15 protein-coding genes are annotated in these 18,908 nt (G+C 70.9%); 5 read left to right on the top strand and 10 right to left on the bottom strand.

Annotated elements, in window-relative coordinates; all coding sequences use genetic code 11:
• Nucleotides 1-63: 63 nt before the first annotated feature.
• The 4 genes from ACFY3V_RS17165 to ACFY3V_RS17150 all read right to left on the bottom strand — a co-directional run bounded on the left by ACFY3V_RS17165 (nucleotide 64) and on the right by ACFY3V_RS17150 (nucleotide 5,708).
• Complete coding sequence (locus ACFY3V_RS17165; protein WP_389774199.1) at nucleotides 64-1,293, bottom strand: glycosyltransferase family 4 protein; 1,230 nt, start codon at nucleotides 1,291-1,293, stop codon at nucleotides 64-66.
• On the bottom strand, nucleotides 1,294-2,187 hold the full coding sequence (locus ACFY3V_RS17160; RefSeq protein WP_350946463.1) for a glycosyltransferase family 2 protein: 894 nt from the start codon (nucleotides 2,185-2,187) through the stop codon (nucleotides 1,294-1,296).
• 99 nt (nucleotides 2,188-2,286) lie between these two features.
• Nucleotides 2,287-3,198 (bottom strand): permease-like cell division protein FtsX, encoded by a 912-nt coding sequence (locus ACFY3V_RS17155; RefSeq protein WP_362896380.1) that lies wholly within the window; start codon nucleotides 3,196-3,198, stop codon nucleotides 2,287-2,289.
• Nucleotides 3,199-3,446: 248 nt separating this feature from the next.
• Nucleotides 3,447-5,708, bottom strand: a complete 2,262-nt coding sequence (locus ACFY3V_RS17150) for a hypothetical protein (RefSeq protein ID WP_389774194.1) — start codon at nucleotides 5,706-5,708, stop codon at nucleotides 3,447-3,449.
• A gap of 201 nt (nucleotides 5,709-5,909) precedes the next feature.
• Here ACFY3V_RS17150 and ACFY3V_RS17145 point away from each other — a divergent pair, with 201 nt between their 5' ends.
• From ACFY3V_RS17145 to ACFY3V_RS17125, 5 genes are all read left to right on the top strand, one after another.
• Nucleotides 5,910-7,367, top strand: coding sequence for a hypothetical protein (locus ACFY3V_RS17145; protein ID WP_362896376.1), 1,458 nt, complete (start codon nucleotides 5,910-5,912; stop codon nucleotides 7,365-7,367).
• Nucleotides 7,368-7,523: 156 nt separating this feature from the next.
• Nucleotides 7,524-9,140 (top strand): LCP family protein, encoded by a 1,617-nt coding sequence (locus ACFY3V_RS17140; RefSeq protein WP_362896374.1) that lies wholly within the window; start codon nucleotides 7,524-7,526, stop codon nucleotides 9,138-9,140.
• Nucleotides 9,141-9,387: 247 nt separating this feature from the next.
• Nucleotides 9,388-11,511, top strand: coding sequence for an acyltransferase family protein (locus ACFY3V_RS17135; RefSeq protein ID WP_389774189.1), 2,124 nt, complete (start codon nucleotides 9,388-9,390; stop codon nucleotides 11,509-11,511).
• Between the two features lie 124 nt (nucleotides 11,512-11,635).
• Nucleotides 11,636-12,724: a glycosyltransferase gene (locus ACFY3V_RS17130; protein WP_389774186.1), complete on the top strand. Its 1,089-nt coding sequence runs from the start codon at nucleotides 11,636-11,638 to the stop codon at nucleotides 12,722-12,724.
• On the top strand, nucleotides 12,709-13,446 hold the full coding sequence (locus tag ACFY3V_RS17125) for an acetoacetate decarboxylase family protein (protein WP_389774183.1): 738 nt from the start codon (nucleotides 12,709-12,711) through the stop codon (nucleotides 13,444-13,446). The genes ACFY3V_RS17130 and ACFY3V_RS17125 overlap by 16 nt, the downstream gene beginning before the upstream one ends.
• 239 nt (nucleotides 13,447-13,685) lie before the next feature.
• Here ACFY3V_RS17125 and ACFY3V_RS17120 read toward each other — a convergent pair whose 3' ends face one another.
• The 6 genes from ACFY3V_RS17120 to ACFY3V_RS17095 all read right to left on the bottom strand — a co-directional run bounded on the left by ACFY3V_RS17120 (nucleotide 13,686) and on the right by ACFY3V_RS17095 (nucleotide 18,907).
• On the bottom strand, nucleotides 13,686-14,561 hold the full coding sequence (locus ACFY3V_RS17120; protein WP_362896368.1) for a sugar kinase: 876 nt from the start codon (nucleotides 14,559-14,561) through the stop codon (nucleotides 13,686-13,688).
• 13 nt (nucleotides 14,562-14,574) lie between these two features.
• Entirely contained in the window at nucleotides 14,575-15,456 is an 882-nt protein-coding gene (locus ACFY3V_RS17115) for a glycosyltransferase family 2 protein (RefSeq protein WP_389774262.1), read from the bottom strand.
• Between the two features lie 195 nt (nucleotides 15,457-15,651).
• Nucleotides 15,652-16,419 (bottom strand): CDP-alcohol phosphatidyltransferase family protein, encoded by a 768-nt coding sequence (locus ACFY3V_RS17110; protein ID WP_362896366.1) that lies wholly within the window; start codon nucleotides 16,417-16,419, stop codon nucleotides 15,652-15,654.
• Nucleotides 16,397-17,437 carry an iron-containing alcohol dehydrogenase family protein gene (locus tag ACFY3V_RS17105; protein ID WP_350946452.1) on the bottom strand — a complete coding sequence of 347 codons (1,041 nt, stop codon included), beginning with the start codon at nucleotides 17,435-17,437 and terminating at the stop codon, nucleotides 16,397-16,399. Before ACFY3V_RS17105 ends, ACFY3V_RS17110 begins: the two co-directional genes overlap by 23 nt.
• A gap of 5 nt (nucleotides 17,438-17,442) precedes the next feature.
• Nucleotides 17,443-18,177, bottom strand: a complete 735-nt coding sequence (locus ACFY3V_RS17100) for a phosphocholine cytidylyltransferase family protein (protein ID WP_362896364.1) — start codon at nucleotides 18,175-18,177, stop codon at nucleotides 17,443-17,445.
• Between the two features lie 106 nt (nucleotides 18,178-18,283).
• A complete protein-coding gene (locus tag ACFY3V_RS17095) occupies nucleotides 18,284-18,907 on the bottom strand; it encodes a DUF5941 domain-containing protein (protein ID WP_389774178.1) in 624 nt (207 codons plus the stop codon).
• Nucleotide 18,908: the final 1 nt, after the last annotated feature.

Genomic DNA, 18,908 nt, shown 5'->3' with positions numbered 1-18,908 from the left:
CCTCGCCGACCTGAGCTGGGCCGGGATCGGCTTCCTGTGGGGACGTCTCTCCCGTCCCGGGGGTCAGCGCGAGGAACCCGGGCCCGCCTCCGAGACCGGACCGGGCTCCGGATCCGGCTCGGGGACCGGGACCGCGTCCGGGCTCGGGTCAGGACCGGCCTCCGGGCCGGGAGTCGGGGCCGCCTCCGAGACCGCGTCCGGAGCGGCGTCCGAGACCAGCGCCTCGACGTAGGAGGCCCAGTAAGGCTCGGGGTCGACGGCCTTGACCCCCGCGCGGAGCCGCTCGGGCTCACCAGGCCGGTAGAACGCGGTCAGCGCGGCACGCAGGCCCTCCACCGAGCCCGGTTCGACCAGCAGCCCGTCCACCCCGTCGGTGACGTGGTCGCCGAGCGTGCCCACCCTGCTGGCGATGACCGGCACCCCGTGCTCGTGGCCGAGCCACACCTGCTGGCTCGCCGTCCCGCTCCGGTAGGGCAGGACGAGCGCGTCCACGTCCGCGAACAGCCCCGGCAGGTCGGCCGAGGCCACGTATCCCGGCCGCAGCTCCACCCGCCCGTCCAGCCCCAGCTCGGCGGCGAGCGCCCGGGTCGTCTCCTCAAGGCCGCCCCAGAACTCCCCGGCGACCCGCAGCGACACCCCGTCGGGCAGCGCGCGGATCAGCAGGTCAAGCCCCTTGTACGGCCTGACGAGCCCGAAGAACAGCAGCCTGTCGTGCACGCCCTCGGCCGGCCTGTGTCCGCTGTGCCCGCCGTGCCGGTCGGCCCCCGACGGGAGGTGCGGCGCCATCTCGGCCACCCGCACCGGCGTGGCCGCCAGCTCGCGGGCCTTGCCCGCCTGCCCCTCCGAGTGGACGAGCACCGTGTCCACCCGGCGCAGCAGCGCCTTCATCAGCGGCGTGTCGTACGGCTTGCGCTCGTGCGGCAGGACGTTGTGGCAGAGCGCCACGACCCGGGTCCTGCGGCCCAGGCCGTACAGGATGCCCAGGTAGGGCGGGACCTGCACCGGGCTGAGGACGACGAGGACGACGAGGTCGGCGCTCCTGAGCCGCCGCCCGGCGCGGACCCAGCCGTCCGGACGACGCCAGTCGAGGTCGCGCAGGACGTTCGGGAACGGCTCGCCGTCGGGCGTGTCGACGGTCTGCCGCCCCGGATACAGGAAGGAGGGGTACTGCGCCCGCCACGACTCGATCACCACGTCGTGCCCCGCGGCCCGCAGCCGGTGTGCCAGCTCGGTGGTGTGCGCGGCCCCGCCGCCCTTGTAGGGGTACGTCGGCCCGATGACGGCGATCCGCATCTACTCGCTCCTGGAGCGCACGATGAGGTCGGCCAGCAGCGCCAGCGAGCCGATGAGCAGGCCGGACAGGAAGATCACGATGGTGTTGCTGGTCAGGTAGAACCCGTAGCGGACGATGTCGACGACGCCCTTGACCAGGCCGATGCCGACCAGCCAGAGTGCGGGCGGCATGAGGACCTTGAGCGGGTTGAAGTACATCACCATCCGCAGCACCTGCAGGATGTAGCGGTAGGCGTCGGAGACGAAGCTGAACTTGGACTTGCCGGCCCGCTTGCTGTAGCCGATCGGCAGGTAGTAGACGTCGTGCTGGTTCGACAGGAACGACAGCGTGATCGTCGTGACGCAGGAGAAGCCGGGGGGCAGCAGCCGCAGATAGGGCTTGGCGACCGACTTGCGGAACGCCCGCAGCCCGCTGTTGAGGTCGGGGATCTTCTGCCCGGCCAGCCGCTCGGCCACCTTGCGGATGAACCACTTGGCCGGGACCCGCAGAAACTTGTGCGAGCCCTCCTCGCTGGTCCGCGCGCCCACGACCTGGTCGATCGTCGGGTCCTTCTCCAGGATCTGGACGAGCTCGGGGATCCGCTCGTTCGGGTACGTCATGTCGGCGTCGGTCCACACGACGATCTCGCCGCGCGCCTCCTGCGTGCCGATCCTGCGCACCGTGCCGGAGCCGCCGTTGCGGTGGAAGGCCCTGATCCGCATGTTCGGGAACCTGGGCGCGGCCTCCTTCAGCCTGGCCAGGGTCTCGTCGGTGGAGAAGTCGTCGACGGCGACGAGCTCGTAGGTGTATCCGCTGTGGTCCATCGCCTCGCAGATGCGCTCGACCTCGGCGATGACGTGGTCCTGCTCGTTGTAACACGGCAGGACGATGGTCACGTACGGCGTTGCGTCCACGGCTGATCCACTCTCGGGCTCTCGGGCATGCTCTCGACGGGCGAGGATACTCTGCCCGGACAGGCCCCGAGCGCACATCGCCTTCTCAGACGGCTTCCCCTAGCATTCGTCGGCGACTCCCAACCAGAAACATCCTTCGTCCAGGCGCCCGGCCGATCCGACGCCCGCCATTCCCTTGACGGCGCCCACGACCTCCGGAGCGGTCCCCGGATCCGCGAGCCTGACATAGTAACTTTCGGGAAGGGGAGACTTGTCGGACTTGCTCCCCCACACGTACGCAAACGCCCGGCGGGCGTGGGCGACGTCCTCGAAGTAGACGCTCTCGCTCTGCCTGAGGGCGAGGAGTCTGTCTCCGACGGCCTTCCGCTCCTTGGCCGTGACCGGCCCCCGCCCCTTGCAGGCGAAGATCGTCCCCTTGCGTCCGCACAACGAGACGAAGACGTCGGCCTTGTCCTTCCAGAAGAACTTTCCGAAGGTGATGACGTTGGCGACGCCGCGCATCCTGTTCATCGCGGATCGGAACGGCGCGATGTCGCGCCACCGGTGGAGTTCGCCCCTGAACGACTCCGGCATGTCCTCCTGCTGCAAGGCGGAGAGCAGGAGCTTGTTGTCGGCGTTCTCTTTCGTGAAGTTCGCGTACGCCTCCTCCTGGGATTCGAACTCCACCTCCGCCACCTCAGGCATCGCCCGCAGTTTCGCCTCAAGCGCACGTTTCTGCCCCGCCGTGATCGCCCGATTCCGGCACTGCTTGAAAGGGTCCTCTTCATGACAGATGAAAACACTGAATGTGACGCTCTGGGGCCAGTCGTCCGGCGGCGGTGACACCGTCTTGTTGCCGGGCCACGGCCCGCCGGGGGACATGGCCCCCTGGGCGGTGCCCTCCATGAGAGGTGAGCCGACACTTCCCCCCGCCCCCAGCACCACGGCGGCGGCCACCACCCCGGCCAACAGGCCACGACGAACTCCGGCCCATGCCCTGGCGGGCGCCTTTCCGGCTTCGAGAGGCGTCATGCCGGAAGGCACGTGGCCAGAATCTCGCGCTCCGCTGCTCACAGCGCTCCCATCATCCGAACCGGCCAGGTTTGCCGCATTCACGCTGTCGCCCACAGCGATAACTCGATATTCAGCTCAATATCCTGACAGAGATGACCATCTTTTGATCATCATCTTTGGATATTCCAGGTCGTGGCGGACATCCATTCGGAGCAGGACGAGCCCGCGCTCCGGCTCCCCACAGGACGACTCGTCGACTCCGTCGCTCACGTGTCGGTGTTCGCACGCGGGACGGCCATCCAGACGTCGGCGGCGAGGGACCAGGTGCCGTTGGGCGGGGTGACGAGGGAACGGTCGTCCTGGCGGGTGCGGAGGTTCATGATGTGGACGGGGGCGCCGTATTGGGAGAGCTGGCGGGACTCGGCGGCGAGCAGGACCGGGGTGCGGCCGACGGAGCGGACCCGGGCGGCCAGGCGGGCGACGTCGGCGGCCTTGGGAAGGTCGGAGCGATAGATGGTGAGCCTGGCTGCGGGAAGGCCGCAGACGCCCCGGACGACCTGGGTGAAGCGGGCGGCGGTGACGCGCTCGACGACGAGCACCGAGGCGCGGGGCGGGAGGGCCGCGCACATGGCCTCGACCGCGGCGAGCTCGTCGCGGTCGACCGGGCTGAACGCCGTCCCCCCCGAGGTGATCACCGGCGGGACAAGGAAGAGGACCGCGCCGACCGCGACGAGGCCCCTGCGCACGCCCTGGCCGTACCCCGACCTCCGGACCCTGTCACGCGTCCAGCCCAGGCCCCAGACGGCGAGCAGGATCAGGCCGGGGATGACGACGGGGACGAGCCGCCGGGCGGCCCACGGGTGGTCGGGGGTGATGCCCGGCCGGTAGAGCGTGGTGACCGTGGTCCAGCCGATCACGGCGAGCGGCAGCAGCCAGCCGGGCGCCGTCCCCTTGACGAGCCTGCGCGCGAGCACCGCCGCGGCGAGGGTGGCCATGATCGCCACGGGGAGTCCGACGTACCAGATCACCCAGTGCGCCGAGTTCTCGTAGTAGAGCCGGGAACCGTCGAGCGGCAGGCGCTCGACCCGCTGGACCCCCTCGATGAACTGCGCGGTCATCCGGTCGCCCGAGGTGACGGGGGGCCGGATCACGGTCTCCAGCCACGGCCGGGCGGCGAAGGCCGCCGCGACCAGCACCACCAGTCCGGCGGCGATCTCGGGCAGTCTCCCGATCCCGGCCATCCGCCGCAACGGCGCCGCGAGCCACGGGGCGAGCACCGCCGCCACCACGGTGAGCACCACGACCGCGCCGCAGACGGCGAGCAACGGGATCAGCGAGTCCGACAGGTACTTCAGGTACGGCCTGGACAGCAGGTATGCGGCGGCCAGACCCAGTCCGGTCCCCACCGCGAGCCCGCCGAGCAGCGGCATGCCCAGCCGTCCCCCGTCGCGGTTCCCCGCCCGGCTCAGGGCGATGAGCAGCCCGGCGTAGACGAGCACCGGGAGCACGTCGCGCAGCCCGTCGATCCTGATCAGGATGGCCAGCCCGAACACCAGCCCCGCCAGGGCTGCGCCCGTCCGGGCGCCCGTTCGCGCCATGCCCTCGCCGGGGCCGAGACCAGGGCCGGGACCGGGACCGGGGTTGAGGCCGGAGGCGAGGCCGAGGTCGGAGGCGGGGGCGAGGTCGGAGGCGGGGGCGAGGTCGGAGGCGGAGACGGGGGCGGGGGCGGGGGCGGGGGGCATGTGCGGCGGGGCGCCGGCGCCGACGGTGTGGGAGCGGAGCCTCACCTCGGCGTCGTACAGCAGCGCGAGACCGCCGAAGAGCAGGACGAGGGACGGGATCTCGCTGAAGGTCGTCCGCGAGGTGTAGAGGATCGGCAGGCAGACGGCGAAGACCAGCGCGGCGAGAGGTGCCCAGCGAGCCCCGGCGAGCCGGGCGACGACCCCCGCGAGGACGAGCACGGCCGCCGCTCCCAGCACCGGCGGTACCAGCAGCAACCCCGCGATGTCCCCCAGCCAGGCGCCCACCACGTGCAGCATCGGCGCGCCCGGCATGAACTGCGGTACGACCGCGCCGCCGGAGACGTAGAAGCCCACGCTGTCGAAGTGGAGCGCCGGGTCGGTGCCGCCGAAGGCCCAGTCCTGGAAGGGGATCGGCAGCGAGCCGTGCCTGGCCAGCCAGATGCCGTACTGCGCGTAGGTTGCGGGGTCGCGACGGACGATCAGCTGTTCGCCGTGGAGCAGGCCGTTGAAGATCCCGGAGGCGAGGGCGACGGCGACCACCCCGGTCACCTGCCAGGCGGTCGCCTCGACGATCTCCGGCAGGCGGCGCAGGCCGTACCGGCACAGCAGCGCGATGGCCACCAGCCCCAGCGGGACCGCGACGAGCGGCCGGAACCAGCCGAGCAGCAGCAGCGGCAGTCCTGCCAGCAGCCAGCCCGCCAGGACGAGCACGGGCACGACGGAGACCACGGCGAGCACCCTGCCCGCCGAGGGCCTGTGTGTACGGTCCAGCCAGCCGATGGTCATGACCGAACCGAGCGTAGTGCCACCTCCCGCCCGCACCGGGCACGCCGGGCCCGGCCGGACACGCGTCCGGGCGGGCACCGGGTTTCCGGCGAGGCCCGACCGGGGCCGGGCGGGCACCGGAGCGCGGACACGAGGGCCGGTGCGAGCACGGAGCCGAGGGAGAGCCGGTAGCGTACGCGCAGCGTGCGAGGAGGGGGACGAGTGATCGGGTGGGTGCGGGGTGGTCGCGGGGGCGCGGGCGGTCGCGGGTTTCCTGAGCGCCGCGGGCTCCCCGGTCGCCGCCGGCTCACCGACCATCGCTGGTTCCTGGCCGTGCTCGGCGCGGGGATCGCGCTGCGGGTGATCACCATGCTCGGCTACCGGCCCGCGCTCTGGTTCCCCGACTCCTACACGTACGTCGTCACCGCGCTGAAACCCCGGCCCGACCTGGTCCGTCCCGCCGGATACCCGATGTTCATGCGACTGCTCGAACCGTTCCACGAGTTCGCCGTCGTCGTGGCGGCCCAGCACCTGCTGGGGCTGCTCATCGGCGTGCTGGTCTATCTCACCGCGCGGCGGCTGCGGGCGCCGGGCTGGGCCGCGACGCTCGCGGCGGTCCCCTCCCTCCTGGACGCCTACCAGATCCAGCTGGAGCACCTGCTGGTCTCCGACACCCTGTTCGCGGTCCTGGTCGTGTCGGCGGCCTGCCTCGCCGTGCGTGACTCCGTCGGATGGCGTACGGCGTGCGGGATCGGACTGCTGCTCGCGGCGGCGACGCTGACGAGGACCGTCGGGCTGCCGCTGGTGGCGCTCTTCGCCGCCTGGCTGATCTTCAGGGAGCGGGGGCGGGTGCTCGCGGCCGGCGTGATGATCGCCGCCGCGACGGTGCCGATCGTGGGGTACGGGGCCTGGTTCTACGCGACGTACCAGCGGATCGGCATCGTGGGCGCGAACGGCGTCTTCCTGTACGGCAAGACGATGACCTTCGCCGACTGCGACGTGATGCGCCCGCCGCCCGACCTGGCGGTGCTCTGCGATCCCCGCCCGCCGCACCTGCGGCCTCCCGCACAGGAGTACGTGTGGGCGCAGGACTCCCCGCTGGTCAAACTGCCCGGCATCACCTTCACCCGGACGAACGACACGCTGGCCGGGCGGTTCGCGTCACTGGCGATCATGAGCCAGCCGCTGGACTATCTCGGTTCGGTCGCCTCGGAACTGGCCCGCTCGTTCACCGTGGGCCGCCCGGTCTACCCGGATCAGGAGATCTACGACTACTACCGGTTCCCCGCGACACCGCCCGCGCCGCCGGGGCGCTATCCGGCGACGGTGGGCGCCGAGGCCGCGAAGCGCTACGAGCGGGGACCGATCTCCACCCGGATCGTCGAACCGTACGCGGGCTGGATCCGTACCTATCAGGGAGTCGCAGGACTGCCTGGCGCGGCTGTCCTGGTGATTCTCCTGCTGCCGCCCGCGGCGGCGTGTGTCCGGCGCTTCCGCCCGGAGTCCACGGCGTGGGCGCTGCCCTGGTCGGTGGCGGTGGTGCTGCTGGTGCTGCCGCCGGCGGTGGCGGAGTTCGACTACCGGTACGTCCTGCCGGCCGTGCCTGCCGCCTGCCTGGCAGCGGCACTTGCCGTACGTAAACCTAATTTCAGTAACATTCCTACTAATGTCCGTATTTGAGTATGCTGGCCGCCGGATCCAAACATGGCGGTTGTCAGGGGGCGGTCTTGGCCAAGTTCGCATCATCATGTCTCCTGGCGCGCATCTCGTGATCTACCCTTTGGGCTCGATGACCGAGCATGAGCACCGGACGACGCCGCCGAGCGGAAGGATCGCATGAGCGACCACCGGCAGGCGGCCGTCAGAGACCGCCGGAGCGAACCGACCTCCCCCGGCCACCGCGGACCGCGGCGCTCAAGAGGGGACGCCCCGCCCCAGGGCCCGCCGGGAGACCTCCCGCCGCCTCCGCAGGAGAAAGCACCGAAGGGCCGGGGCCGCAAGCAGCGGCGGCTCAGTATCGGCGCCTGGGCCGGCATCGCGGCGACCGGAGTGCTGGTGCTCAGCACCCTCGGCGGCTACAAGGTCTACCGCGACACCCTCGGCGAGTTCCAGACCGTCGACCTCAGCGGCAAACTCGGCCAGAACCGGCCGGCTGCCGTGAAGGGCGCCCTCAACGTGCTGATCGTGGGCTCCGACACCCGCGAGGGCGACAACCTGAAGTACGGCCAGAAGATGGCCGACGCGGGCAAGCGCACCGACACGATCATCCTCATGCACGTCTCCCCCGACCGCGACAAGGCGACCTTCATCAGCTTCCCCCGCGACTCGGTCGTCGAGATGCCCCCCTGCAAGTCGGAGACCGGCGCGCCGGTCGCGGCCCGCACCGAAATGATCAATGCCGCCTACAACGAGGGCGGCATCACCTGCACGATCACCACGATCGAGGCGCTCACCGACATCCGCATCGACCACTTCGTCGAGGTCGACTTCACCGGCTTCAAGAACATCGTGAACGCTCTCGGCGGCGTCAGGATCTGCCTGACCAAGCCGGTCGACGACAAGAAGTCCAAGCTCACCCTCCCCGCGGGCTGGCACCTCCTCGCGGGCGAGAAGGCGCTGGGCTACGTCCGGCTGCGCAACTACGGCGACGGCAGCGACATCGGCCGCATCAAGCGCCAGCAGGTCTTCCTCAGCCAGGTGGTGAAGAAGGCGACCAGCAGCGAGCTGCTGACCGACCCCGCCAAGATGCTGAACTTCATCACCACCGCCGCCAAGTCCGTCCGGATGGACGAGGAACTGGCCAAGGACACCAACACCCTGCTCCAGATCGGGCAGAGCGCCCAGAAGCTGACCGCGAGCGGCGTCAAGCTGATCACCGTCCCGTGGGGCCCCCACCCCGACGACCCGAACCGGGTCGCCTGGGTGCAGCCGTACGCGAACCAGCTGTTCGCCGCGATCAAGAACGACACCGAGGTCACCCCGCCCCCCGACCCCAAGGCCAAGCCGGCCGTCAAGCGCGAGCAGGTCAGGCTCCAGGTCTTCAACGGCACGGACACGCCGAACAGGGCGAGGGAGGTCGCCGCCGAGCTGGCCGACCAGGGGTTCGTGGTCACCCATGTCGGCAACGCCCGCCCGGCGACCGCCAACGTGCCCACCACCACGGTGCGCTACGCCAAGAAGGACGCCGCCGACGGCGCCTCGTACGGCGACGCGGTGGCCGCCAGGCTCTCCGGCGACAAACGGACCCCTGTCGCGGGCAAGATCAAGCCGGTCACCACCGAGAAGTACGTCCCGGCCGTGGCGCCCCCGCCCACCCCGGAGGGCAAGGCTCCGACCGGGCCGGTCATCCAGCTCGTCATCGGCGCCGACTGGCCGGGCGTCCGCGCCCTCCCGAAGATCCCCGACGCCCTCACGGACAAGGTCGTCGACAGCAAGACCAACCCCTGCAGCTGAGACGCCTCCCCTCACCCCCGGCCGCCCCGCGGACACGGCCGGGCCCGTGACCCCGTGGACAGTCACGATTACCCGAGAACCGTCCGAATCAAAGTGCATGCGTGCGACAGAGGGCGCACAGTCGGTTTAGGGTTGGTCAAGGCGGCGAGGCGAACACCTGCCCGCGTCCCCGACCCTTCCCCTGGGCGCCCCGCCGATCTGCCCGACACTTCCCCCGGTCTCCGACAGATAGCTGAGCCTCCCCCTCGTGAGCGACATCCGACCCTTCCAGGTGCCTGCCCCCCAGGACGACGGCGGTTCCGACCCCGGCTCCGATGGGGCCAACGGCGGGCAGGGCAGGAGGTCCGCTCCGTGGCCCACGCCCGGCCAGGCGCAGGCGTCCGGTGGATCCCAGCCCTCGTGGCCGGAGCCACCGGGACCGGTCACCTCCGGCGGGGCGTCCCGGCGCGACGCCGGGGACGGCCGCGAGGAGAGCCCCGGCGAGGTCACCGAGTGGGGGGGCTACCCGGCGTATCGCGAGCCCCACCCCGGCGGGACCCGTGCCGGCGGACCCTCCGCCGGCGAATCCCACCCCGGCGGACCCCACTTCGGCGAGACCCACCCCGGCGAGCCTCGTCCCGGCGGATCCCCCTTCGGTGAACCCCGGCCCGGCGGATCCCCGTTCGGCGAGTCCTACTTCGGCGAGCGTCCCGGCGGCCCCTCGTTCGGCGGGGCCCACGGCTCCCACGACCCGCTCGACCTGTCGAAGCCCCTCGCGCCCGAGCCGGTCGTCCAGGACCCCTCGTGGGACCGCGAGGAGCCCGGCTGGGCACAGGACGGCCCGTCGTGGACGCGGGAGTCACCGTGGGCACAGGAGACGCCGTCGTGGGCGGAGGGGCCCACCCCTCCGCAGGGCGCCCCCCGTGCGCCGTCCCCCCGGCCCGACTGGGCCCCGCCACCCATGACACCGCGCGTCCCCGCGCCGGCCTCCCCACCGCCAGGAGCCGCGCACCCTCAGGATCCCGGCTGGACGCCCGCTCCGGGGCGGCCCCGGTTCCCCGAGGAATCCGAGCTTCCCGGACGTCCCAGGCTCCCCGGGGAGCCCCAGGCTCCCGTGCGGTTCCCGGACGCGGAGACCCCGAGACCTCGGCAGGAGCCGCGACCGTCCGGTGAACGCCCCTTCTCGTACTGGGAGAACACCGCCAGGGACGGCGGCCCCTCGTACTGGGAGAACACCACGAGGGACGGCGGTCCCTCGTTCTGGAACCAGGGACCGCGGGCCGAGCAGGAGCTGCGGGCGGAGCGTGAGCGCGAGACGGTCGCCGAGGAGGAGCCCCCGGCCCCTCCGGTCAAGAAGAAGCGCGAGCCGTACCTCGACAACGTGAAGTTCGTCCTGATCGCCCTGGTGGTGATGGGCCACTCGCTCGTCCCCACTCTGAAGGCGCACTCGTCGGAGGCCGCGTACCTGTTCATCTACACGTTCCACATGCCGGCGTTCGTGCTGATCAGCGGTTATCTGGGACGCAACTTCTGGAACTCCAACGCGAAGATCAACAAGCTGGTCGACACCCTGTTGATCCCGTACATCGTCGTGGAGATCGGTTACGCGCTGCTCCGCTACGGGCTTGGCCAGAAGTGGACGCTGACGATCATTGATCCGGCCTGGCTCAACTGGTACTTGGTCGCCCTTGTCCTCTGGCGGATCTCCACGCCCATCTGGACGCGGATGCGACAGCCCCTGCTGGTCGCGGTCGTCATCTACCTGGTCGCGGGCTTCTCGGAGATCTCCGGTGACTTCAGCATCGACCGCTTCTTCGGCCTGCTGCCGTTCTACGTGCTCGGCCTGCTGCTCAAGCCGGAGCACTTCGACCTGCTCAAGCCCCTCTGGGTCAAGATCACCTCAGCGGTCGTCCTCATCGGCGCCGCCGGGGTGGCGATCCTCATCGCGCCCCACGTCCCACGCGCGCCGATCTACTTCCGCTACAGCTTCAAGGCGATGGACATGTCCTGGTGGGTGGGCCTCGGCGTGCGAGGCGCCCTGCTGATCGCGGCACTCGCCATGACGGTGGCGCTGCTCGCGCTGATCCCCCGGGGTGAGACCTGGTTCTCCGACCTCGGCACCCGCACCCTGTACGCCTACCTGCTCCACGGCGTCGTGGTGGTCATCGCCAAGGACCAGGGCTGGCTGAGCTTCCCCTGGCTGTACGGCCCGCTGGGCGTGGCGGCGATCGCGTCGAGCTCGCTCGCCCTCGCCATCGTGCTGTGCCTGCCCGAGACCCGCAAGCTCTTCAAGTGGATGCTCGAACCCCGGCTCGTATGGCTCTACCGCCGGCCGTCCCCTCCCCCCGCCGCTACCACCGCACCAGCCGAGGGCGCACCCGCTGCCAAGTAGAGTTCAGCCTCAGTTCCCCGCTAATTAACGCAACACATCCGGTGATGACGGAACGAACACTCAACATCGGGACATGCGGGTATGCGTCGCGACGATCGCTCATCACCCAGAGGACGCCAGGATCATGCATCGGCAGATCCGGGCGCTCCTCGACGCCGGGCATGAGATCACCTATGTCGCCCCCTTCACCGACTGCAACGTCACCCCGGATCCCGGTATCCGCGCGATCGACGTACCCCGGGCGATCCCCAACCGCCGCAGACGCGCACTGAAGGCCGCGCGGGGGGCTCTCAAGCGCGGGGTGGAGGGCGCGGACCTGCTGGTCGTGCACGACAGGGAGCTGCTGTTCCGCCTGCCCAGGCACCGTCCCGTCACCGTCTGGGACGTGCGCGGGGAGATCGGGGACGGCTGGGGCGCGACCGCCGCGCTCGGCCTCACCCTCCCCGGCCACCTGAGCCGCACCCTGCCCGCGCTCGCGCGCCGGATCGGGGCCTCCCCGGAGCACCGCCTGCACCTGATCCTGGCCGAGGAGTCCCACCGGGAACGGCTCTCCGGCCCCCACCAGGTCGTTCCCGACACCGCCTACGTCTCCCCGCGCCCGCCCGCGCCGCCCGGCAGAAGCCGGGTGGTCCACGTGGGCCACCTCTCCAGGGCCGGAGGCGTGGGCGAGCTGATCGAAGCGGCGAGGCGGCTGCTCCCGCACGGGATCAGGCTCGACCTGATCGGCTCCGCCGACGTCCGCGTCAGGCCGCTGCTGCGGGACGCGCAGCGGGAGGGCCTGCTCGACTGGTACGGCTACGTGCCCAACCGGCACGCGCTGCGGATGGCCGAGGGGGCGATCGCCGGCCTGTCGCTCCCGCACGACGCACCCGGCACCCGGCCCGTACCCGCCAAGATCATCGACTACATGTCCAGGGGAGTCCCCGTCGTCACCACCCCCCTGCCCGCCGCCGCGTCCATGGTCGAGAAGGTCGGGTGCGGCGTCGTCGTACCCTTCGGGGACGCCGAGGCGACGGTACGCGCGGTGCTGGCGCTGCGGGACGACCGGGAAGGGGCGGCCGAGATGGGAGCGCGCGGCCACGCCGAGGCCCTCGCCCGCCACAACTGGCCGGATCACGCGGGCGCCTTCGTCGGGCGGCTTGAGGAATGGGCCGGCAAACCAGTGACGTCCGGCCGGGAGATTGGTGTACTGGAGGCATGGCACGCCATCTGATCCAGGGGCGCGAGGTCACCATGCCGGTCCGCGTCCGCGACGTCATGGTCTGCAGCGCGTCCTACCTGGTCCGGGCGGACGCCGCGCGGGCCGTGATCGCCTACTCGCACCTGGACGTCGCCGAGGTGTTACCCCGCAAGGCCCTGTGCACGCTGGTGTTCGCCGACTACCGCGACGGTGATCTGGGCCGCTACCACGAGTTCGGCGTCGCCTTCCTGGCGAGGCCGCCCGGCGCGGGCCACGTTCCCGGCGGGGGGCTGCGCGCGAACCTGTCCGAGCTGCGCCGCACCGGCGCCGGGGCGTTCGTCCACTGGCTCCCGGTCGACCAGGACTTCACCTTGGAGGCGGGCCGCGCCATCTGGGGCTTCCCCAAGGAGCTGGCCGACATCGACCTGCGGATCTCCTCCCCCTACAAGCGGTGCGTCCTGCGCAAGGACGGCCGCCTGGTGCTGGACCTGCTGATCAAACCCGGCGTCCCGGTGCCGGGCACCGGGATGATGACCGCCCTCGACGCCTACAGCCACCTGGACGGCGTCACCCGCCGCATCCCGTGGTCGCTCTCTCCCCACGGGGTCCGCACCCGCCCCGGGGGCGCTCTCATCCGCCTGGGCAACCACCCGATCGCCAAGGAGCTGAGCGAGCTCGGTCTGCCCAAACGCGCCCTGATGACGAGCACGATCTCCCACCTGGCCATGACCCTCGGCGAGGCCAAGGAGCCCTGAGACCCCTCGCGAGAGGCCCGGCCGGACAAGGCCCGTCCCGGCCCGGCGGATCGCTCGGAGACCCTCGCCCGGCGAGGAATCGGGCACCGGAGCAGGCACCGGGCCTCGAAAAGGCCCTGACCCGCCCGCGCACGGCGAGAAGCCGCGCGGATCGGCGGGTCAGATCCTGTCAAGGACCCCGCGGTCGGTCAGAGGTTGGGTCAGACCCCGCCTGGAGGCGCTCACCCACATCCTCACCGTCAGGTGTCGAGCTCCAGGAGGGGCAGTTCGGCCCTCGTCGGCAGGCCCTGCCAGTCACTCGGCCCCGACGAGGCGAAGGCCGCGAGCAGGCCGCCCCTGCGCAGCCGGTCGGCCGGGTGAAGACCTTCGAGCAGCGCGCTGAGATAGCCCGCGACGAAGGCGTCCCCCGCGCCGTTGGGGTCGACCACGGGCGCGGAGAGGCTCGCGGCGTCGTGGCGTACTCCGTCGACCCGCACGCTCGCCCCTCGGGCACCGCGCGTCACGATGACCTCGCGATCCCCGGTGAGCGCGGGCTTGACCAGGTCGAGCTCGCTCTGCCGCACGAACAGCACGTCGGCGGAGCAGGCCAGCACGCTGAGGATCTCCTCCGCCTCGCGCAGGTCGGGCCAGAGCTGGTCGTGATAGTCGATCGCCACCGAGACCGCGACCCCGGCGGTCCGCGCGGCGCGTACGGCCGCGTGCATGGCGTCGCGCGCGCTCAGCGCGGCGGTGATCCCGCTCACGTGCAGGATGCGCGAGGCCGCGATCCGGTCCACGGGAACGTTCCCCTGGGCCAGCCTGACGCCGGTGCGGTAGTAGGTGACCCTCGCCGCCTGGCCGAGCCTCGACTCCTTCAGCAGGATCCCGGTCGGGGACCCCTCGTCCACCCTGGCGTCGGAGACGTCCACGCCCTCGCCGCGCAGCACGGTGAGGATCCTCGCTCCCAGCTCGTCGCCGCCGACCTTGCCCAGCCAGCCCACCCGGTGGCCGAGCCTGGACAGCCCGACCGCGACGGTGAACTCGGCCCCGGCGACGTCCAGCCTGGCCTCGTGCTCGTGGCGGATCCGGCCGCTGGTGACGACGCCGAACGCCTCGCCGAGGGTGTATACGTCCACTGCTGATCGGAGGTCAGACGATCGGTGGACGGCCGAGGCGGAGCATCCGCCAGGCGGTCTTCCAGCCCATCGGGCGACGCTCTCCCGCGGGCTCGCGGAGCCCTTCCGTGAAGCCCTTGAACCAGGCGCGCAGGGCGGGCCTGGAGCGCTCGCGGACGAGGGTGAGCACCATCCAGTTGAGGAGGTAGAGCCCGGCCAGCGGCCAGGGAAGGTTGCGCCGGGCGAGCCAGACCCGGTTGCGGGCGTTGAGGCGGTAGAAGTCGGTGTGCCGGGTCGGGGGGACCTGCGGGTGGTACATGACCGTCTCGGCGTCGTACTCGATGCGGTATCCCTCGCCGAGGAGCCTCCACGCCAGGTCGGTCTCCTCGTGGGCGTAGAAGAAACGCTCGGGGAGCCCGCCGACCTGGAGGAAGGCCGAACGGCGGATGGCGCACGCGCCGCCCAGGAAGGTGGTGACCGGAGAGGACCGCTCGGGGTCGCCCGCGCGCAGGCGGGGAACGTGACGGCGCTGGCCGATGCCGCCCTCGGGGTCCTTCACCCGGAAGGAGACGACCGCGAGGTCGTGCTCGGTGGAGAAGCGCTCCCGCAGGTGGGAGACGAGCCCGGTGTCGGCGTACCAGCCGTCGTCGTCGAGGAAGAGGACGACGTCGCCGGAACACTCCTCGACGCCTCGGTTACGGCCCGCGGGAATGCCCGCGTTGTGGTTCAGCCGCACGCTCCTGATCGAGGCCGAGGACCCCGCGGGCACGGTGGCCGAGAGTTCGGGGACGTCCGCGCCGTTGCCGACGATGACCACCTCGACGTCACCGTCGACCTGGTTCAGCGCGGACTCGACCGCGCGGTCCAGCTCGGGGACACGGTTGCCCATGGTGAGGATGACGCACGAGATCTTCAACGGGTCATCGTCCTGACGCGTCGAGAGCACGTACGGAGCATACTTTCATGATCACCGAGTCTGCTGGGTCGGGAATTCTGGCAGGGCTGGAGTTTCCTGGTATACCGGGGCACAAGCGTATCGGAACCGCCGACGAACACCCGCCAAACAGCGGTGTGTTCGCACCTACGACGCGCCCGGACGCCATCCGGTTCCTCATGAAAGCCGCCTGGACGCCAGAATGCTGATCAGATGCAGGATCATCTGCAGCACTGCGACGATCACGCAGGCCACCACGAGGATCCTCGTCGCCGCCAGCCCTCCGTTGATCGCGTCCCAGATCGCGGCGACCACGATGAGGAGTGACAGCTCGACCGCCTGCACGATCCGGTGGAACTTCAGCGCCGCGGCCGCCTTGCGCGCCATGCCCAGCCCGCGCGACCGGAAGTGCTCGGCCGAGGCCTCGGTCGCCGCGACCAGCCCGGAGCGGGCGCGTGCCACGTCGACCAGGTCGGTCTCCGCCTTGATCAGGATCGCGCCGAGCGCGGCGGCGAACCCCGTCACGGTGTACCAGTCGGGCAGGACCTCCGACGCCCGGAAGCCCAGCCCGATGAGGATCGCGGCCTCGGCGAAGTAGTGGCCGACCCGGTCGAGGTAGACGCCCGTGATGGAGGTGCGCCCGGTCCAGCGGGCCAGCTCGCCGTCGGAGCAGTCGAGCAGCAGGTAGAGCTGGACCAGCAGGGCCGCGAGGACGGCCGCCCAGAGTCCGGGCAGCGCGAGCACGGCTCCGGCCAGCAGGCCGGTGAAGATCATCAGCCAGGTGGTCTGGTTGGGCGTGATCGGCGTCTTGGCGAGGAACCAGGTGACGTAGATCGACAGCTTGCGCATGTAGAGAGCGCCGGCCCAGTGCTCGCCGCTGTTGCGGTCCATGGTCGTGTGCGGCTGGGCCACCGCACGGAGCTCAGCGACCGACGGCCCGGACATAATCCTCCACCCGATCGCGAATCTCCGGCTCCGACAGGCGCAGGTGCTCAAGAATCGTGTAGCGGCCGGGACGCGTGGCCGGGGCCAGCGCGACCGCCTCGGTGAACTCGGCCGGGGACAGCCCCACATCGGCGGGGGTGACCGGCAGCTCGTGCCCGCGCAGGCAGTCGACGACCTGATTGAGCCTCCGTGAGTCCTCGCGGAGGAAGAAACAGAACGCGGCACCTATCCCGGCGAGCTCGCCGTGGTTGGAGGTGCCGGGAAAAAGCTGATCCACGGCATGCAGGATCTCATGATCTCCGCCACTCGAAGGACGTGAGGAGCCGGCGACCACCATCGACATGCCCGACAGGATAAGCGCCTCGGCCAGCACGGTCAGGAACGCGTCGGACTCGATCGAGTCGGATCTGCCGATCACCGCCTCCGCCGCGGTGCGGGCCATCGCGCAGGCCAGGCCGTCGATCGGCTCCCCGCGCTCGCCCGCGCCGAGCTGCCAGTCCTCGATCGCCGAGAGGTTGCTGACCACGTCACCGACCCCGGACCTGACCAGCGAGGCGGGCGCGTCGTGCACGAAATCGAGATCGACCATGATGGCGAGCGGCATGGGGACGCCGAAGGAGCCCTTGCCTCCGTCGTGCGTGAGCGAGGCCACCGGCGAGCAGATCCCGTCGTGCGACAGGTTGGTGGCCACCGCCACCATCGGGATCCCGGCCAGCGACGCGGCGTACTTGGTCACGTCGATGGTCTTGCCGCCGCCGATGCCCACGACCGCCTCGTACGCCCCCTTGCGCAGGTCGGCGCCGAGCGAGATCGCCGCGTCGACCGATCCGTCGGGCACCCGGAAGACCTGGGCCTGGCCGAGCGAGGGAGTGATCACCGAGGCGATCCTGTCTCCCTGGCCCGCGCCCACGGCCACCGCCACCCGACCGGAGGTCGCCACCCTGCTGTCGGCCAGCAACGTGCCGAGCTGGGCGACGGCGCCCCGGCGCACCTCCATGGACAGGGGCGCCGGGAGCATCCTGGCTAGTATCGGCACGCGATCTCCCGCGCCTTGGCGAGGTCGTCGTGGTTGTCTACCTCGACCCACGGGACGTCGCCGATCGGAGCGACGGCGATCTTCTCACCGCGGGCGACGAGCTCCTGGTAGCCGTCCTCGTAGTAGAGCTGCGGGTCGCGCTCGAAGGTGGCCTGGAGGGCGTCGGCGAGGCGGTCGCCGATGCCGGAGCGGATGAGCGTGGCGCCGATGTACTCACCGGCGGCGGCGGCCGGGTCCATCAACTTGGTGATCAGCCGCAGGTGGCGGTCGTCGTCGAGGGTCACCTTCATCTCCTCGTCGGCGAGCTTCTTGACGTCGTCGACCGCGAGCAGGATGTCGCTGGTCACCGGCGCGGAGAGCAGCGTCTCCTCCACCGAGACGGGGTGCACCGTGTCACCGTTGACCAGGAGCACGCCCTGGTCGAAGTAGTCGCGCGCGCACCACAGGGAGTAGGCGTTGTTCCACTCCTCGGCCTTGTCGTTGTGCACGAGGGTGAGCTTCACACCGTGCCGCCGCTCCAGCTCGGCCTTGCGCTCGTGTACCGCCTGCGCCTGGTAGCCGACGATGACCACGACGTCACGAAGATCGGCCGCCGCGAGGTTGCGCAGCGAGATGTCCATGATCGTGGTGTCGCCGTCGACCGGCACGAGCGCCTTGGGCAGCGTGTCCGTGTACGGCCGCAGGCGTCGTCCGGCCCCGGCGGCCAGCACCATTCCCAGCAACGTGCACTCCTCATTCGGGTGAGAGCCTCTCGGCGGGCACTCCTAGGCCCCAAAGATTAGTTGCCTTCACGCCCTGATCGTGTAATTGGGCGTTTGCCGGGCGTTCTCAATCGTGGGCGCCGAGGTCGGCCGCGTCCACCCCGAACCTCGGGGCGGCCAGCCAGCAGGTGACACTTTCCCAGGAGAAGAGGCACCACAGGTAGAGCGCGAGCAGGGCGAACATCAGCGTGACCTGCCCGGCGAGCCCGCCGAGGGCGATGAGCAGCATCCGGCCGTCCCAGCCGAGGCCGGATGTGGCCAGCCAGGCGGGCGGGTAGACCCGCTGCCTCAGCCGATAGACGACGTCGTAGTGGTGGAAGGCCATCGCGCCGAGCAACATGAAGATCAGCCACGGCGGCACGTCGTGCGCGAAGCCCACCGAGGCCACGAAGCCGTACTCGGTGAGGCGCAGGATCGGCGGCACCAGCCAGTCGAGCCGGCCGTCGTGCGGATGGGAGCTGCCGGGACCGGCCAGCAGCAGCGCCACCGCCGGGGCGAACACCGCGGGTCCTTCGGTGCCGGCCACGCCGACGAGGAGCAGCACCCCGGTGACGAACATCCCGACGATCGCGGGCGGCAGCGGCGGGAGTTGCCCGGCCACCATGGCGCCCATGCCCCTCGACAGCACCCCGTCGTCCCGGTAGGCGACCACGGCGCTCCGCGGCACCGGCGCCATATGCACAGAAATCATG

Origin of the sequence: Streptosporangium sp. NPDC000095 (assembly GCF_042899335.1) — a bacterium.
Lineage (GTDB): Bacteria > Actinomycetota > Actinomycetes > Streptosporangiales > Streptosporangiaceae > Streptosporangium.
This window is presented reverse-complemented; position numbering and strand designations above follow the sequence as displayed.

Bases quoted from the DNA above. Each gene is read 5' to 3' on its own strand.
- ACFY3V_RS17165 (WP_389774199.1), bottom strand. From the start codon at position 1,293: ATGCGGATCGCCGTCATCGGGCCGACGTACCCCTACAAGGGCGGCGGG.
- ACFY3V_RS17155 (WP_362896380.1), bottom strand. From the start codon at position 3,198: ATGACGCCTCTCGAAGCCGGAAAGGCGCCCGCCAGGGCATGGGCCGGA.
- ACFY3V_RS17150 (WP_389774194.1), bottom strand. From the start codon at position 5,708: ATGACCATCGGCTGGCTGGACCGTACACACAGGCCCTCGGCGGGCAGG.
- ACFY3V_RS17140 (WP_362896374.1), top strand. From the start codon at position 7,524: ATGAGCGACCACCGGCAGGCGGCCGTCAGAGACCGCCGGAGCGAACCG.
- ACFY3V_RS17130 (WP_389774186.1), top strand. From the start codon at position 11,636: ATGCATCGGCAGATCCGGGCGCTCCTCGACGCCGGGCATGAGATCACC.
- ACFY3V_RS17125 (WP_389774183.1), top strand. From the start codon at position 12,709: ATGGCACGCCATCTGATCCAGGGGCGCGAGGTCACCATGCCGGTCCGC.
- ACFY3V_RS17110 (WP_362896366.1), bottom strand. From the start codon at position 16,419: ATGTCCGGGCCGTCGGTCGCTGAGCTCCGTGCGGTGGCCCAGCCGCAC.
- ACFY3V_RS17105 (WP_350946452.1), bottom strand. From the start codon at position 17,437: ATGCTCCCGGCGCCCCTGTCCATGGAGGTGCGCCGGGGCGCCGTCGCC.
- ACFY3V_RS17095 (WP_389774178.1), bottom strand. From the start codon at position 18,907: ATGATTTCTGTGCATATGGCGCCGGTGCCGCGGAGCGCCGTGGTCGCC.